We start from the raw sequence: 15,566 nt of genomic DNA, 5'->3' as shown, positions 1-15,566 counted from the left end.
GGTCAGACCTCGCCGTCGGTCGCCCTCCGGACGACGATGCGGGTCCAGGCGCCGACGTAGACCCGGTCGTCCGAGGCGATCTCCTGCTTCTGCCCGGGCGGGACCGGCGTGCTCGGGAGCGGGCCGACGGAGCCGCCGACGTAGGTGCCGTTGGAGGACCCGAGGTCCTCGACGAACCAGCGGGTGCCGTCGGTGGTGAGCTGGGCGTGGCGGCGGCTGATGCCGTTGTCGGAGGACAGGTCGATGTCCGGGGTGATGTTGCGGCTGCGCGAGGCGCGGCCGATGAGGACCGACGTGTGCTTCAGCGGTACGACGCTCGGCAGGCCGGGCGAGGGCAGCGGGTCGGTGCTCTTCTGGTCGGCGTACCAGTCGGGGTCGATCCAGACCTCCGCGACCCAGGAGTCCGCCGGCGCCGGCGCGGGGTTGGCGTCCGCGGCGGGCGCGGCGGCCGCAGGGGCCGGGGCGGACGGGGACGACACGTCGAGCGGGTTGAGCGGGCGCGGGAGCGTCCCGGTCGTGAAGTCGTAGCCGCAGGCCTCGCAGAACAGGGCGTTGGGCGGGTTGGCCGCCGAGCAGTGCGGGCACGCCGCCGTGTCCGGCGCGGCCGGCTCGACCACCGGGAGCGTGCCGGTCGCGTCGGCCCCGTCCGCGGGCATCACGATCCCGCACACGTCGCAGTAGTCGGTGGCGGCGGTGTCGTGGCCCGCCGGGCAGACGCTCACTTCTTGATCCGGGTCGTCTTGGTCGACGCGGTGTCGAGCGCCATCTCGTCGGCCTTCGCGATCGCGGCCTTGAGCCGCACGGTGCCCTCATGCTCGTCGGTGATGTCGACGACCTTGCGGAGCTTGGAGGTGGCCTCGTCGTTGCCGGTCTCCGCGGCCAGCTGGACGGCGCGGCCGAGCTTGGTCGTGGCCGTGGCCTCGTCGCCCGCGGCCTTGGCCGCCAGCCCCTCCTGGATCATCGAGGCCAGTTCGGTCTGCCCGGTGTAGTGGGCGACCTGCTGGTCGATGCGCGTGGTGAGCTCGGAGTTGTTGGACCAGGTGGCCTTGACCAGCGCCTGGGCCACGACGTTGTCGCCCAGCGCGAGCTGGACGCGGGCGGCCAGCTGCTCCTGCCCGATCGCCTTGGCGGCCACGCGGACGGCGACGTGGTAGTCGCGCGACTCGTCGGCCCAGGCCCCGGTGGGGTAGGCGCCCGTGAGCGGGTTGACCTCGACGCGACGGTCGGTGAGGTCCTCGACGGTCGGCGACACCTGCCGGACGAACAGGACCTGCGCGCCCTGCGGCGTCCACAGCCGCAGCTGCGCGTCGGCGACGCCGCGCGACATGGAGGTGCGCATCATCTCCTGGAACTGCGCCTGCATCTGCGAGGGCTCCGGGATGATGTCGACGGTGCCGAGCAGCGCCTGGGCGATGCGTCGGATCTCCTCGACCTGCCAGTCGGTGCCCGCGCCACGGCAGTCGCACTGGAAGACGCCGGTGGCCCGGCGGATCGCGGCGTCGAGCGCGCCGGGCTGCTCGCGGTTCTCGCCGTCGGTGAGCAGGATGGCGTGCCGCTGGGTCACCTCGGGCACCGAGGCGAAGAGGGAGCCGGCCAGGTCGAGCCAGGTGCTGATCGCGGTGCCGCCGCTGCCGACGAAGCGGCCCACCGCGGCGGCCGCCTCCTGGCGGGTGCGCGCGTCGGCCTGGACCATGCCCGGCCCGGAGGACACCTGTGGGTAGGCCAGCATCGCGCGGTCGGAGCCGGCGACGACGGCGAACCAGGTGCCGTCGACGATCTCGGCGATGGCGGCCTGGGCGGCCTCCTTGGCGGCGGCCATCGTCTGCGGCCCCATGGACCCGGAGGTGTCCACGAGGATGATCTCGCCGGCCGAGCCACCACCGGACTGCCCGGCCGTCCCGGCTCCGGCGCACGTGACCGTGACGATCGCGTTGACGTCCGTCCCGCCGTCGGGCAGGAACTCGTTCTGGTAGACGGCGGCGGTGAACTCAGCCATGGGTCTCCTCCTGGGGTACGGCGGACTGGGCAGCATTGTGCCCCGCGGGGGGCCCGTCCAGTCGTGCCAGCGTGACGGTGATGTTGTCGATGCCGCCCTGGGCGTTGGCCCAGTCGGTCAGCGCGAGCGCGAGGGCGTCCGGAGCGGTGGCCCCGCTGGCCGCGACCTGGGCGACCAGCGCGTCGGGCTCCGAGGCGTAGTTCCACAGCCCGTCGGAGCAGACCAGCACCCAGCCGGGCCCGGTGACCTCGAGCTGGCCCACTCGCGGCGTGAGGTCGCGCGCGTCGCGGCCCAGCCACTTGGTGATCGCGTGCGCCTGCGCCGAGGTCTCGGCCTGCTGGCGCGGCGTGCCCGCCGCGATCAGCTGCTGGGCCACGGAGTCGTCGACGGAGAGCTGGACACCGGAGGCCCCGTCGGGCAGCCAGTAGGCGCGCGAGTCGCCGAGGTTGGCGAACGACAGCATCGAGCCCTCGACGACCACGCACACGAACGTCGCCGACGGTGGGTTGGGCGAGCCGGCGGGAGTCGTCGCGACGACGGCCTCGTTGGCGGCCAGGACCGCCTCGCTGAAGACCTTGGTCACGGCGGCGAGCCGGCTCTCGGGCGTGCCCATCCCCTGCGGGAGCGGGGTGCGCAGCACCTCGCGCGCGGCGCGGGCGCCGGCCAGCGAGGCGAGGTGGGAGTCGTCGGTGTTGGAGACACCGTCCAGCACCAGCAGCACCGCCCGCTCCCCCGGGGTCGGCGAGGCCAGCAGCGCCATCGCGTCCTCGTTGCGGCTGTGGCGGATGCCGCGGTCGCAGACGCCCGCGACCCAGTCGGCCGGCGCCTCGCGGAAGTGGTCGCGCTCGCTCGGAGCCTTGGTGCCGCACTGCTCGCAGTAGCCGTCGGGACCGACCACGCCGCCGCAGCTGCGGCACGGGACCCGCCCCGGCGCGGTCGCCACGGCCGCCCCGCCGGTGGCGTGGGTGGCGGCGCTGATCGGCGCCACGTCGTCGATCGGGGTGCTCGCGCCGGGCGCCACGGCGCCCTGCAGCGACACCGGGCGCGCGCCCTCGGCAACGGGCGCGGCGCCCAGCGAGGCGCCGCAGTGCTCGCAGAACAGGGTGCCCGCGGGCATCGCGGAGCCGCAGGAGGGGCAGGGGGCATCGGTCATGTCAGCGTCCACATCCGTACGGCGTTGGCCTGGTTGACGAGCTCGACGCGGTGTCGCAGCTCGCTGGCGTCGCGGGCCAGGGCGCGGTACGAGCGCTCGAGCGCGTCCCGCAGCCCCGGCTCGGTGGCCGGGTGAGCGCCTACCCTCGCATCCGGGCTCGGCGCGCCCCGCAGCACCACCTCGAGCGCCTGCTCGAGGATCCGCACCGCGTAGGTCTCCCGGGTGCGCGGGTCCATCGGCACCGACTCGATCGAGCGCATGGCCTGGTCGAGCAGGGCGAGGTCGGCGGCCCCGCCCGACAGCAGCACGTCGGCGCGCAGCTGGCGGCTCTCGGGGTAACCGCGGCTGGTCTTGGGCACCATGTCGAGCGCCGCCACGGCGCCCTGCAGGTCCTGGCGCTGGGCGCGGACGCGCGCCATCCCGAACGACGAGGGCGCGACGTACGTCGCGTCGGTGGCGGCGCAGGTGGCGTAGAGCCGCTCCGCGACCTCCCCCTGACCGCCCCGCTCACAGGCCAGCGCGAGCGCCAGCTTGGGGGCGAGCTCACCGGGCACCTGCTGGTAGACCGCGTTGAACGACGCCGCGGCGCTGTCCCACTCCTGCAGCTGCAGGGCGGCCAGCCCGTCCATCCACAGCGCGCGCCACTCCCAGGGGTCCTGGGCGAGGAGGTCGGCGGCGTAGCCGCGGGCCTGTGCCGGCTGGTCGAGCTCGAGGGCCGTCTGCGCGCGGGCCAGCCACACCTCGGCGGTGTGCTCCGGTGCCGCCTCCAGGTCCTCGAGCCGCTGCCGCGGGTCCTCCGCGCCGATGCCGGAGAGCCAGGAGTACTGGGCATCGGTGGTGTCCACGCGCAGCTCCGGCAGGTGCGACCACTCGAGCGCGGACCCCGACGTCGACGGCGACTCGAAGAGCACCGACGCCGCCGAGGTCAGGGCAGTGCCCTTGGTGCGCGCCGCGACCACCTCGCGGAGCACCCCGAGCAGCTGGATGCGCAGCTCGTCGGCCGACGCGAACCGGTCGGCCGGGTCGGTGGCGCAGCACTTGGCGATCAGCCAGTAGAGCGAGTCGTGCTCGGCGAACAGCGGAGTCGACTCCGGCGGTGGCAGCGTGTGCAGGTAGGTGCCCTGGTAGCCGCGGAACTCCATGCACAGCACGACCAGGGTGCGCCCGATCGTGTAGATGTCGGAGGCGACGCTCGGCCCGACCTCGGCGACCTCCGGGGCCTGGTAGCCGACGGTGCCGTAGATGGCCGACTCCTGGTCGTCGATCCGACGCACGCCGCCGAGGTCGATGAGCTTGACCGCGTCGCCCACCTGGATCAGGTTGTCGGGCTTGAAGTCGCAGTAGACGAGTCCGAGGTCGTGCAGGTACTGGAACGCCGGCAGCACCTCGAGCAGGTAGGCCAGCGCCTGGTCGACCGGGAGCGGGTCGTAGGCGCCGTGGTTGTCCTTCATCCGCTGCTTGAGGATCTGCTTGAGCGACTTGCCGCCGACGTACTCCATGACGATGTAGCCGGCACCCTCGTGGGTGACGAAGTTGTAGATCTCGACGATCAGGGGGTGCTCGACCTGGGCGAGGAACTGCTGCTCGGCGATGGCCGCGGCCAGGGCGTCGGGGTCGCCGGAGTTGAGCAGGCCCTTGAGCACGACCCAGCGGTTGGAGACGTTGCGGTCCTTGGCGAGGTAGATCCAGCCCAGGCCGCCGTGGGCGATCGCCCCGGCGACCTCGTACTGCCCGCCCACCAGGTCGCCGGACTGCAGCTTGGGCGAGAACGAGAACTCCTGGCCGCACTGCGGGCAGAACCCCTCGCTGCGCCCGGGCCGACCGTCTCGGGAGCGGCCGATCTCGGTGCCGCACTTGGAGCAGACCCGCTTGTCTTCGGGCACCGACGGGTCGGGGTTGATCGCCTTGCTGGCGTCGACCGGCGGCGCCGGGGGTACGACGGTCAGGCCGGCGCCGAGCCGGGCGGCGCGCATCCGCTGCGAGCCGGCGCGGGTGCGGTGGGTGGAGGCGGTGCCGGCGGCGCGGCGCGAGCCGATGGCGGCCGACTCGATCTGCGTGGAGGAGGTGCGCGCGGAGACCGCGGCGTCGGCGTCGAAGGCGGCCGGTGCGGCGCTCGAGGCGCTCGTGCCGGCCATGCCGCAGGTGTCGCAGTAGCCGTCGGTGATGGTCCCCTGGCAGCCCGGCTGGCCGCAGGGCGAGCCGTCGGCGACGGGTGTGCTCGGGGCCGCCGGCGCGGCGGTAGCCGGGGTCCCGGTCGAGACGGCGGCCGCCGCGGAGGCTCCCGGCGCCGCGGCCATGCCGCACACGTCGCAGTAGCCGTCGGCGATGGTGCCCGTGCAACCGGGCTGGGTGCAGGTGCTCATGCGGTCTCCTGCTGGTGGGCGGACTGGGCCTGGGTGAGCCAGGCCTGGTAGGTCGAGACGAGCTGGCGGCAGACCGCCATGGGTGCGGGCTCGCGGGCCAGGACCTGGCGGGCCAGGCGCTCGCTGTCGCGCAGGTCGTCGTGCTCGGCGACGCCCAGCGCCCGGGCCTTCGCGGCGTAGGCGTCGAGCAGGGCGACCAGGTCGTCGCGCTCGGCCAGCGCGGCGGCGTACCGCTCCTGGGCCAGGCTCATCGCCTGACCGACCCGGTCCAGGCGGGCCAGGTACGGCCCGATCTGCTCGGGGGTGTTGGGGATCGGGCCGAGGGCGTCGACGTCGGGCACGGCGTAGCGGGGCGCCGGGTCGACGGTGCGCACGCACGTCTCGGCCAGCTGGGCGAGCGCGGCCTCGCGGGCCTCCAGGTCGGCACGCAGCTCGCGGGCCTGCTGCACCTGGCCGCGAGCCTCGCGGCGGCGCGCGTTGCCGACGATCAGGTCGCGCTCGAAGCGGGTGGCGTCGATCTCGAGCGGGCCGAGCAGCCCACCGACGTCGGCGCCCCGCTGCGCCTTGTCGGCGACGACCTCCAGGCGGCTCATCAGTCCCGCGAGCTCGCGCACGGCGGCGTCACGGCCCGTGGCCGGCTCCAGCGCCACCTGGTCGCGCAGCCGCTCGCACTGCGCGCGCAGGTCCTTGATCCGCGCCGCGGCAGCGTCGGCACCGGGCACCAGCGCGAGCCGGGTGCGCAGCTGCCCGGCCAGCGCGTCGGAGAGGCGGCAGGCCTCGGGCAGCGAGACCACCAGGCCGCCGGGCAGCGAGCTGGCGCCGTCCAGCCGTCCCCAGACGAGGGTGGAGATCCGCTCACGCTCGGCCTGCAGGACCCGGCCGCCGTCCCAGGTCGCGAAGACCAGCTGGTAGCGGTCGGAGACGGCCTTCCACAGCGCCAGCGAGAGCGCCATGTCGGAGGCGACGTCGGCGCCGCGGTTGGCCGCGAGCGCCGCCTGGTCCAGCTCGTCGAGCTCCGTGCGCCGGCCGCGGACCCAGGCCTCCAGGTCGGAGAGGTAGGCCTGCAGCGCGGCCGGCTCCGGCGCCTGCCCGATCCCCCCCGGCGCGGGCGGCGCGGTCAGCGTCACGTGGTCCTGCCGTAGACCGGCGCCGGCTGGACGCCGCCCTTGCCGAGCGTCGGCGCGAGCCAGCGGTCGTAGCTGGCCTGCCAGCTGCCGTCGGCGCGCATCCGCTCCAGCACCCCGTTGACGAAGCGCACCAGGTCGACGTCGTCCTCGTGGACGCCGATGCCGTACGGCTCCTCGGTGAACGCCTTCTGCTCGGGCACGACGGCGTACGGGTCCTGGGCGGCCAGGCCGGCGAGCACGGTGTCGTCGCCGGTGATCGCGTCGACCGCGCCCTGCTGGAAGAGCGCCAGGCAGCCGGTGTGGTTGGCGGCCTCCTCGATGAAGGCGCCGGGCGCGAGCTCCCGGACGTTCTCCAGGCTCGAGGTGCCGGTCGGCGCGCAGACGGTGACCCCGGCCAGCTCCGGCACCGAGTCGACCCCCTGGTCGGCCAGGTCCTGGCGGACCAGGATCTTCTGCCCGGAGCGGTAGTACTCCGCGGAGAACGCGATGTCCTGCCAGCGGACGCAGTTGATCGTCATGTTGCGCACGACGATGTCGACCTCGCGCTCCTGCAGCGACGTCAGCCGGTCGGCGGCACTGATGACCTTGAGCTCGTAGGCCGACCGGTCGCCGAAGATCGCCTTGGCGACCTGCTCGACCATGTCGATGTCGAAGCCCTCGATCTGGCCGGTGAACGGGTTGTTGGAGGCCAGCAGGTAGGTGTCGGCGGAGACGCCCGCGACCAGCCGGCCACGCTGGCGGATCTCGGCCATGGTGCTCCCCGAGGGGAGGTCGCCCGGTGCCGGCAGCGCGCCCGTGGGCTCGTAGGAGCGGGTCGGGCTCTCGTCGGTGAGGCACCCCGGCGGCGTGACCGCCGCCGGTGGTGGGGCCGTCGTGCCGTCCGGCTCGGCCTGGACCTTCGTCTCGTCATAACCGCCGCAGCCGGAGAGCAGGAGGGCGAGCACCGCGAGGGCGGCCAGGGGGCGCGCGCGCCTGTTCATGCGTACTCCCTTCGCCGCTGGTTGACTCCCCAGGCGACGGCTCCCGCCGACCCGAGGCCCACCAGCAGGCTGACGACGATGAGCATCCACGCGGTGATGCCTCCCGACCGCAGGCTGTCGGAGGTCTCGTCGGCCGCCTGGGCCACGACCTCCTGCGACGCCTGGTCGAACTCGGTGAGGGCAGCGCTGGCGCTACCGGGCTCCGTGGTGGTGGCGAGGTCGACGGCGGCGCTCCAGTCGCCCTCGTCGTCGGTCTCGATGATCACGGCGTGCTTGTCGGCGTAGGCGCTCCACCGCCCCAGCGTGTCGGCCGAGGCGGACTCCTCGACGATCTCCGCCCGCTCGTCCCACCGGGGCTCGGCCGCGGCGCCCGATCCCCGCGCGATCAGCCGCAGGCTCTCCTCCGCCTTCGCGTCGTTGGCGGCGGTGCGGGCGCGCGACTCCTGCAGCGCGCGCTCGAAGCTGCCGGCGCGGAGGTCGTCGTTGTCCCCGGACTTGCCGGCGCTGACCACGGCCCCGACCAGGGTGAGCAGCGTGATGGCGAGTGCCGCCACGGCCAGGCCGACGTTGACACGGCGCCGGAAGCGCCGTGCGAGCTCACGGTTGACCCACCACAGCACGGCGACCGCGGCGACGCCCGCGAGCAGGAGCGGCAAGGTGTTCTGCCCGTTCATCTCCTCGTCGGCGCGCTCGGCGTTGGCGTCCACGAGCGCCTGCAGGATCGGCACGGCGTCGGCGCGCAGGCCGGCCCCGGCCTCCCGGAGGTACTGCGCCCCGATCGGGAAGCCCTGCCGGTTGTTGTCCCGGGCCTGCGTGATGCCCGACGCGTACGCCGCCACCTCGGTGTTGAGGTCGGCCAGCACCTTGCGGTCGGCCGGCTGGGCCTCCGCGGCGCCCGCGATGCCGCGCAGCGCCTGCTCGATGGCGTCGTCGTACTCGGCGCGCTGCTCGGCGTCCTCCAGGCCCCCGACGAGGAAGGCGTTGGTGGCCAGGGCGTCGGCGCGGAACAGCGAGGACTGGATCTGCTGGACCCGCACGACCTGCTCGGTGTTGTCGGCGGCGCGGCCGGTGGCCTGCCAGGCGAGCAGCTGCAGCAGCGCGGCCACCAGCCCGAACAGGACACAGGCCGCGACGGCCAGCGCCTGCAGCCGGTTGAGCAGCCGCGGGGTGTCCTCGACCGTCGACGCCCCGGCGGCCGGTCCCGGGGCGTGCGCCGCGGCGCTCGCCGGGACGCTGCCCCGGACGTGGGCCGGGGCGCTCGCCGGCGCGGGCGCCGACTGGCCTTGTGTGGCCTGGGTCATGCGGGCTCCTCCTCGGTCGGGGCGGCGTCGGGCCAGGCGACGGCCTCTGCCGGCCCGTCGGGTGGTTCCTCAGGAGCCGAGGGACCAGGCGTCTCGACGGGCACGGCCTGGTCCAGGTCGTCGGCGTGCAGCGTGCGCAGCTCCTCGAGCGTCGGCGTCTCGATCTCGCGCAGGCGCCAGGCGTGGCGCCCGATCGCGGCCTCGAGCACGTTGCGGACGTAGCGCGCGTTGCCGAAGCTGGACCCGCGCTCGACCGCGGCCAGCAGCTCGCGCAGCCGATCGAGGACCGCGTCGTCCACGTCGTACTCCGCCGCACCCGCCATCACGCCGAAGATCCTCGCCAGCTCGTCGTCGGTGTAGTCGGCGAAGTCGATCTGGGTGCGGAAGCGGCTCTCGAGGCCGGGGTTCTGGGAGATGAAGACCGCCATCGGGACCGGGTAGCCGGCCACGATCACGACCAGGTCGTCGCGCTTGTCCTCCATCTCCTTGACCAGGGTGTCGATGGCCTCCTGGCCGTACTGGTCGCCGGCGAGCGAGTAGGCCTCGTCGATGAACAGCACCCCGCCCTCCGCCGACGCCACGACCTCGGCTGTCTTCATGGCGGTCTGGCCGAGGTAGCCCGCGACCAGCTCGGAGCGGTCGACCTCGACCAGCTGCCCCTTCGACAGCAGCCCGAGGGCGCGGTAGATGCCGGCCACGAGCCGGGCCACCGTGGTCTTGCCGGTGCCGGGGTTGCCGTTGAAGATCATGTGCCGGGTGATCGTCGGCGAGGACAGCCCCGCCTCCTTGCGCAGCCCCTCCACCCGCAGGATCGCCGCCTGCCGGTGGATCTCGGCCTTCACCTCGGTCAGCCCGACCAGCTCGTCGAGCTCGGCCAGCAGCTCCTCGACGGTCTTGGGCTCGGGCTCGGGCTCGGGCTGGTCCTCGGGCTGGGGCTCGGCGGGGGCCGGCGGTGGCGCCGCCGCCACCGGCGGCGAGGGCTCGGGCCGCGCGCCGGCCTGCTGCAGGTCGAGGCCCGCGAGGTTGCGCTGGACCGTCGTGAGCTGGTCCCTCATCTGCGCGAGGAAGTGGTCGCCGACGCCGGGGACCGGCTCGCGCGCCGGCGGCAGGTCCAGGGTGGGCGCCGCGCGGGCCTCGCCCAGCTGGGCGGCGGCCGCGGTCGCGGCGTTGCCGACGGTGCGGGGGTTCTCCTCGCCGAGGGTCGCGGCGGCCAGCGCCACGTCCGAGAGCGCCTTGGCGTACGCCGGCGCGTGGGCCGAGCCGGACAGCGAGAGCTGGCTCATGGTCGGCGTGGGGGCCGAGCGGTAGCGCCGCCCGCGCGAGGCGGCGTCCATGAAGTCCTCCGAGGAGCGCTCGCGCCCGGTCGCCGCGGACCAGTCCACGAAGGCGCCGCGCGCGGGCTCGGCGATCGTCGCGGCCAGGCACTCCCCCTCGCGGCGGGCGGTCGCGGTGTCGACGCCGGCCGCGGCGGCGGCGGCGCTCAGCGCGTCGAGGGCGGCGGTCAGGGGCAGCGCGTCAGTCATCGGGGGACCCCCCATCCGGTGAGCCGAGAGTCATGTCGGTGCCACCGGAGTGGCCGAACCTGCTCTCGAGGAACATGCCGTGCGCCAGCAGCGCCTGGGCATCCGCGCGGTTGGCCGCGTCGAAGATCTTGTCCATCGTCGAGCCGAGCAGCTCGAGCTGGTCGATGAGCACCATCAGCGAGGTCTTGTAGCCGTCGATCGGCCGGGTGTCGGCCCACTCGCGCGGCAGGCGCAGGTAGCCGCCGACGGCCTCGGGCAGGTAGTCGGTCGCGGTCGCCACGACCGAGTAGCTCTCCATGCTGCCCAGCCCGAGATGGCGCAGCCGGGGCAGGGTGTCGTTGATCGTCCGCGCGATCCGGATGACCCGCGAGGTCACCACCGGCGGCGCGTTGCCCTCGGTGAGCATCGCGTTGACCCGGTTCAGCGACGCCAGGATGTCCTGCTCCGTCGGCGCGGCCGGCACCGCCGGCGGAGCCGCGTCGTCCGGTGCGCGCCGTCTCTTCAGCCACGACCTGAGGCTCAACGTACGTCGGTCAGGTCCAGCGTGCCGGCCGAGTTGCGCGCGTCGTGGGACTGCACCCGCTCGAGGTACTCACGCGACTTCACGACCTCGCCCTCGAGCACGCCGATGGTGGCCGACATGGAGTCGAGCGCCTTGAGCTTGAAGTCGTCGATCGAGTCCATGGTCGCGTAGATGTTGGCGAACGCCGCCTGCAGCTGCTCCATGCCGATCGTCGAGGAGGCGGCCTGCTCCTGGATCGCCGCGCTGTTCTCGCGCAGCATCTCGGAGGTGCGCTGGATCATCCCGGACGTCGTGGTGTTGAGCGCCGTGATCTGGTCGAGCACCAGCTTCTGGTTGCCCAGCGCCTGCGCCACGATGACCGCCGTACGCAGCGCGGAGACGGTGGTCGTGGAGGCCCGGTCGACGCCCTTGATGAGCTCGACGTTGTTCTTGATGATGATGTCGATCGCGAGGTAGCTCTGGATCGACACCGCGAGCTGGGTCAGCAGGTCCTGGTGCTTCTGGCGCACGTAGAACAGCACGTCCTGCGAGAGCGCCTTCGCCGCCTCGGGGTCGGAGAGCTCGAGCTCGGCGATCTTGGCCGACAGCTTGGCGTCGAGGCGCTCGGCGACGTAGACGTACTGGTTGAGCCGGCCCATGACCGACCACAGGTTGGTCTTCTCCAGGTTGAGCGCGACGTTGTCCTTGGTCAGCTCGTCCTGGCCGTTGCGCAGGCTGTGCAGGATGCCGTTGAGCTGGCTCTGGCTGGACTGGTACTTGCGGAAGTAGTCCTCCACCTTGTCGCCGAACGGCAGCCAGTCCATGAGCTTGCGGGCGCCCTTGGCCTCGCTCGGGTCGAGGTCCTCGATCGTGCGGCGCAGCTCGAGCAGGGTCTGGCCGACCTGCGAGCCCTGGGAGAGCCCGCCCTCCTTGAGGGCACGGACCGGCTGGTTGAGCATCCGGTTGGAGGTCTCGGCGGCCTTGCGGATGTCGGCGTCGCCCATGGTGCGCACGCTCTCGGCCTGCGCGGCGAACTCCGGGCTGCGCGCGGTCGTGCTGGTGAGCGCGGTCATGAAGGAGTCGACCTTGCCGTCGAGCTCGGGGATCGCCTCGGGCGAGACCTGCGGCGCCATCTTGGGCGCCTGGGTCTCGATCACCAGCGCCGGGGCCTCGGGGGCGGTGAGGGTCAGCGCCTGGTCGGGCGGGGCCAGCGGAGCGACGGCGGCCGCGGCCTGGGGTTCTCCGGTGGGGTTGGTCATGAGCATCTCCAGGGCGACGTCGGGGGGCTCCTGCGAGCCGCATGGGCCAGAGTCTGACATGCCCGCCGAGGGCGATGTTCAGATGTCGGTCGGCATGGCGTTCGTGCCGCTCTTCATTCGTTCCCGGAAGCTGCCCGTCGGAAACTCCCGGTCCTTGAGCCGCTCCATGAACCCGCGCAGCGTGCGCTCGCCGTAGGACGGCGCGACGTGGTCGACCACCGACCAGTACTTCGCCGCCTCGAGGTAGAAGGCCACGGGCTTGAGCTGCGTGCTGAACCTGCCGAGCCGGGCGAGGCGCGCGGTCTTCTTGTCCCAGGCCTTGAGCGTGACGACGTCCCACTGCGGCTCGCGGCCGGTGACGTCGAACATCATCTGGCCCGCGCCCTTGAGGGTGACCATGTTGTCCTCCGTCCACGGGCCGCCGACCGGGAGCACCCGACCGAGGGCATCGTCGTTCAGGACCTGGTTGACGATGAACTCGGCGAGGTCCTCGCGGGCGATCGGGTTGACCACGCTGTGCTCGCCGTGGTCGAAGATCCGGTAGGGCAGGCCGTTCTTCACGTCGCCGAAGGTGGCCGACAGATAGGGGAAGTACGCCGTCGGGCGCACGATCGTCCACGGCAGCGCGCCGTGGTGCTGGCCCATCAGCTCGCCCTCGACCTGGAGCTTGTAGACCTGTGGGATCAGCTCGGGGCGGTAGGCGCCGAAGTCGCTGACCTGGATGAACTGACGCACGTCGTGGGCGACCGCGGCCCTGATGCCGTTCCCCACCGCCTCGTGGTCGACCAGGCGGCACTCCTCGGCGTCGTTGGGGCGACGGCCGGAGAGCAGTGAGATCACCACGTCGGTGGGTGCCGCGGCCACGGCCGCCAGCACGTCGGCGGCCAGGGTCGGGTCACCGACGATCACCTCGGCGTCGGCGTACTCCGCCTCGTTCTTGGCCTGGACGCTGCGCGCGAGCACGACCGGGCGGTAGCCGCGGCGCGCGAGCTCGGGGACGAGCGCCCGGCCGATGTAGCCGGTGCCGCCCAGGACGAGCACCCGCTCCCCGTTGCCGGCGCCCGACGGGCCGGTGACGTAGGTCGAGGAGCCGGTCGCGAGCAGGCGGCTCCTCAGCTCGCGGCTGTGCTGCTGGGTCGCGACGACGTCGAGGTCGGTGATCGTGCTGAAGGCCATGCTGAGATCATATACAGTTTTACTTTGGCAGGCGGACGGTGCATAACGGGAGCCACAGCTGGGCGAGCGGGCCGATCGCGACGGCGTACAGCAGGGTGCCGAGGCCGACGGCGCCCCCGAGCAGCAGCCCGATCACCACCACGGCTACCTCCAGGCCGGTGCGCACCAGCCGCAAAGAGCCGCCGGAGCGCCGCACCAGGCCGGTCATCAGGCCGTCGCGCGGCCCGCGTCCGAGCTGCGCGCCGATGTAGAGCGCCGTCGCGAAGCCGCACAGGACGATGCCGCCGACCATCAGCGCGGTCCGCAGCACCAGCACATCGGGCCGGTCCAGCAGCCACAGCGTCCCGTCGGCCGCGACGCCGACGACGAGCGCGTTGGAGACGGTGCCGAGCCCCGGCATCTCCCGCAGCGGGATCCACAGCAGCAGCACCACGAAGCTCATGACGACGACGGCCTGACCCAGGCTCAGCGGCACGTGCCGGATCAGTCCGGAGTGCAGCACGTCCCAGGGCGCGAGGCCGAGGTCGCCGCGCACCATCATCCCGAGCGAGACGCCGTAGGCCACGAGGCCGACGTAGAGCTGCACCAGCCGGCGCCCGAGGCGCCCGGCCCGCAGCTGGGCGACGGGGCCGAGATCGGCGGGGGCGGGGTGGGGCGCCCGGGGCCCGGCGGTGCTGCGCATGCACCCAATCTCTCGCAGATTGGCCTTCCAACAAATAGCCAATCGTGGGACGGTGGACTGCATGAGCACGTCCACCGCGATCTCCGCCGCGCGCACCGCCGCCCTGGTCGGCGACTTCGACCGCACCCCGGCCTACGCCGGCCTCGCCGACGCGCTGCGGCTGCTGATCGGCGACGGCCGGATCGGCTTCGGCACCCGGCTGCCCAGCGAGCGCGAGCTGACCGAGGCGCTCGGGGTCTCGCGCACGACGGTCACCCGCGCCTACGCGACGCTGCGCGACACCGGGTACGCCGAGGCGCGCCAGGGCTCCGGGACGTTCACCCGGGTGCCGGGCGGCCGGGCGCGCGCCCACGACCGTGCCCTGCTCCCCCGCGCCGGCGACCACGAGGCCATCGACCTCAACTGCGCGGCCGCCTCGGCCCCGCCCGGTGTGGCGGCGGCCTATGCCGAGGCGGCGAGCGACCTGCCGGCGTACTTCGGCGGACACGGCTACTTCCCCGCCGGCCTGCCCGAGCTGCAGGCCGCCATCGCCGCGACGTACGAGGCGCGCGGCCTGCCGACCACGCCGGAGCAGGTGATGGTGACCCCCGGCGCGCTGTCGGCGGCCGCGATCGTGGCGCAGGCCTACACCGGTCCGGGCGACCGGGTCCTGGTCGAGTCACCGGTCTATCCCAACGCGACGCTCGCGATCCGCCACAGCGGCGCCCGCCTCACCGGGGTGCCGGTCGACCCGGACGGCTGGGACCTCGGCTCGGTCGCCGCCGCGCTTCGCCAGACCTCACCCCGCCTGGCCTACCTGATCCCGGACTTCCAGAACCCCACGGGTCACCTCATGACCGAGGCCCAGCGCGAGGAGTACGCCGCCCTCCTGCGACGCGCCGGCACGGTCGCGGTGGTCGACGAGGCGCACCAGGCACTGGCGCTGGACGGACAGGAGATGCCGCGGCCGTTCGCTGCCTTCGCGCCGGAGACGATCACGCTCGGGAGCGCGAGCAAGACCTACTGGGGCGGCCTGCGCCTGGGCTGGATCCGAGCCCCGGAGGGCCGGATGGACCAGCTGACCACGGCCCGCGTGGGCCTCGACCTGGGCGCACCGGTGATGGAGCAGCTCGTGCTCGCCCGGCTGCTGGCCCGCGGCGAGGAGGTCGTCGACGCGCACCGCGAGCGGCTCCGCGAGCAGCGCGACCGGCTGGCCGCCGGGGTGCGCGAACAGCTGCCCGACTGGCGCTTCCACCTGCCCGGCGGCGGTCTGGCGCTCTGGCTGCAGCTGCCCGGCCCGCTCGGCACCGCCCTCACCGACGAGGCCGAGCGCCGGGGCGTGATCATCGCCCCGGGCCCGGTCTTCGCGGCCGAGGGCGGGCTCGACCAGTTCGTCCGGGTGCCCTGGACCCGACCGCCCCACGTCATGGAGGAGGCCGTCGCCCGGCTCGCCGAGGCCTGGTCCGCCGTACGCGACCGCCAGGGCACCACCCCCCGCGGCTCCGCGCGGGTGATGGTGGCCTGA

The 15,566-nt window shown here is 73.6% G+C and carries 13 protein-coding genes; 1 reads left to right on the top strand and 12 read right to left on the bottom strand.

What is annotated here, in order from left to right:
- Positions 1-2 precede the first annotated feature (2 nt).
- The 12 genes from LQ940_RS06640 to yczE form a co-directional block, all read right to left on the bottom strand.
- Entirely contained in the window at positions 3-722 is a 720-nt protein-coding gene (locus LQ940_RS06640) for an FHA domain-containing protein (protein ID WP_231242210.1), read from the bottom strand.
- Entirely contained in the window at positions 719-1,996 is a 1,278-nt protein-coding gene (locus LQ940_RS06635) for a VWA domain-containing protein (RefSeq protein ID WP_231242209.1), read from the bottom strand. The genes LQ940_RS06640 and LQ940_RS06635 overlap by 4 nt, the downstream gene beginning before the upstream one ends.
- Positions 1,989-3,149, bottom strand: a complete 1,161-nt coding sequence (locus LQ940_RS06630) for a protein phosphatase 2C domain-containing protein (protein WP_231242208.1) — start codon at positions 3,147-3,149, stop codon at positions 1,989-1,991. Before LQ940_RS06630 ends, LQ940_RS06635 begins: the two co-directional genes overlap by 8 nt.
- Positions 3,146-5,512, bottom strand: coding sequence for a serine/threonine-protein kinase (locus tag LQ940_RS06625; RefSeq protein ID WP_231242207.1), 2,367 nt, complete (start codon positions 5,510-5,512; stop codon positions 3,146-3,148). Before LQ940_RS06625 ends, LQ940_RS06630 begins: the two co-directional genes overlap by 4 nt.
- The gene (locus LQ940_RS06620; protein WP_231242206.1) at positions 5,509-6,639 is read right to left on the bottom strand and encodes a hypothetical protein; all 1,131 of its coding nucleotides are present in this window, start codon (positions 6,637-6,639) and stop codon (positions 5,509-5,511) included. Before LQ940_RS06620 ends, LQ940_RS06625 begins: the two co-directional genes overlap by 4 nt.
- The gene (locus tag LQ940_RS06615; RefSeq protein WP_231242205.1) at positions 6,636-7,619 is read right to left on the bottom strand and encodes a glutamate ABC transporter substrate-binding protein; all 984 of its coding nucleotides are present in this window, start codon (positions 7,617-7,619) and stop codon (positions 6,636-6,638) included. Before LQ940_RS06615 ends, LQ940_RS06620 begins: the two co-directional genes overlap by 4 nt.
- Entirely contained in the window at positions 7,616-8,920 is a 1,305-nt protein-coding gene (locus tag LQ940_RS06610; RefSeq protein WP_231242204.1) for a hypothetical protein, read from the bottom strand. The genes LQ940_RS06615 and LQ940_RS06610 overlap by 4 nt, the downstream gene beginning before the upstream one ends.
- Positions 8,917-10,443 (bottom strand): AAA family ATPase, encoded by a 1,527-nt coding sequence (locus tag LQ940_RS06605; RefSeq protein ID WP_231242203.1) that lies wholly within the window; start codon positions 10,441-10,443, stop codon positions 8,917-8,919. Before LQ940_RS06605 ends, LQ940_RS06610 begins: the two co-directional genes overlap by 4 nt.
- Complete coding sequence (locus LQ940_RS06600) at positions 10,436-10,966, bottom strand: hypothetical protein (protein ID WP_231242202.1); 531 nt, start codon at positions 10,964-10,966, stop codon at positions 10,436-10,438. Before LQ940_RS06600 ends, LQ940_RS06605 begins: the two co-directional genes overlap by 8 nt.
- Positions 10,963-12,204, bottom strand: coding sequence for a toxic anion resistance protein (locus tag LQ940_RS06595; protein WP_231242201.1), 1,242 nt, complete (start codon positions 12,202-12,204; stop codon positions 10,963-10,965). Before LQ940_RS06595 ends, LQ940_RS06600 begins: the two co-directional genes overlap by 4 nt.
- Positions 12,205-12,282: 78 nt before the next feature.
- Positions 12,283-13,380: an NAD(P)H-binding protein gene (locus LQ940_RS06590; RefSeq protein ID WP_231242200.1), complete on the bottom strand. Its 1,098-nt coding sequence runs from the start codon at positions 13,378-13,380 to the stop codon at positions 12,283-12,285.
- Positions 13,381-13,399: 19 nt separating this feature from the next.
- On the bottom strand, positions 13,400-14,062 hold the full coding sequence (gene yczE, locus LQ940_RS06585; protein WP_231242199.1) for a membrane protein YczE: 663 nt from the start codon (positions 14,060-14,062) through the stop codon (positions 13,400-13,402).
- 61 nt (positions 14,063-14,123) lie between these two features.
- On the opposite strand from yczE, the gene yczR reads away from it, so the two are divergent.
- Positions 14,124-15,566 (top strand): MocR-like transcription factor YczR, encoded by a 1,443-nt coding sequence (gene yczR / locus LQ940_RS06580; protein ID WP_231242198.1) that lies wholly within the window; start codon positions 14,124-14,126, stop codon positions 15,564-15,566.

The organism is Nocardioides sp. cx-173 (assembly GCF_021117365.1).
In the GTDB taxonomy this organism is placed as follows: Bacteria; Actinomycetota; Actinomycetes; order Propionibacteriales; family Nocardioidaceae; genus Nocardioides.
The sequence above is the reverse complement of the archived record's forward strand: the minus strand, read 5'-3'. Positions and strand labels throughout refer to the sequence as shown.

Coding starts and splice junctions, on each gene's coding strand:
- LQ940_RS06635 (WP_231242209.1), bottom strand. CDS start 1,996: ATGGCTGAGTTCACCGCCGCCGTCTACCAGAACGAGTTCCTGCCCGAC.
- LQ940_RS06630 (WP_231242208.1), bottom strand. CDS start 3,149: ATGACCGATGCCCCCTGCCCCTCCTGCGGCTCCGCGATGCCCGCGGGC.
- LQ940_RS06625 (WP_231242207.1), bottom strand. CDS start 5,512: ATGAGCACCTGCACCCAGCCCGGTTGCACGGGCACCATCGCCGACGGC.
- LQ940_RS06615 (WP_231242205.1), bottom strand. CDS start 7,619: ATGAACAGGCGCGCGCGCCCCCTGGCCGCCCTCGCGGTGCTCGCCCTC.
- LQ940_RS06610 (WP_231242204.1), bottom strand. CDS start 8,920: ATGACCCAGGCCACACAAGGCCAGTCGGCGCCCGCGCCGGCGAGCGCC.
- LQ940_RS06605 (WP_231242203.1), bottom strand. CDS start 10,443: ATGACTGACGCGCTGCCCCTGACCGCCGCCCTCGACGCGCTGAGCGCC.
- LQ940_RS06595 (WP_231242201.1), bottom strand. CDS start 12,204: ATGACCAACCCCACCGGAGAACCCCAGGCCGCGGCCGCCGTCGCTCCG.
- LQ940_RS06590 (WP_231242200.1), bottom strand. CDS start 13,380: ATGGCCTTCAGCACGATCACCGACCTCGACGTCGTCGCGACCCAGCAG.
- yczE (WP_231242199.1), bottom strand. CDS start 14,062: ATGCGCAGCACCGCCGGGCCCCGGGCGCCCCACCCCGCCCCCGCCGAT.
- yczR (WP_231242198.1), top strand. CDS start 14,124: ATGAGCACGTCCACCGCGATCTCCGCCGCGCGCACCGCCGCCCTGGTC.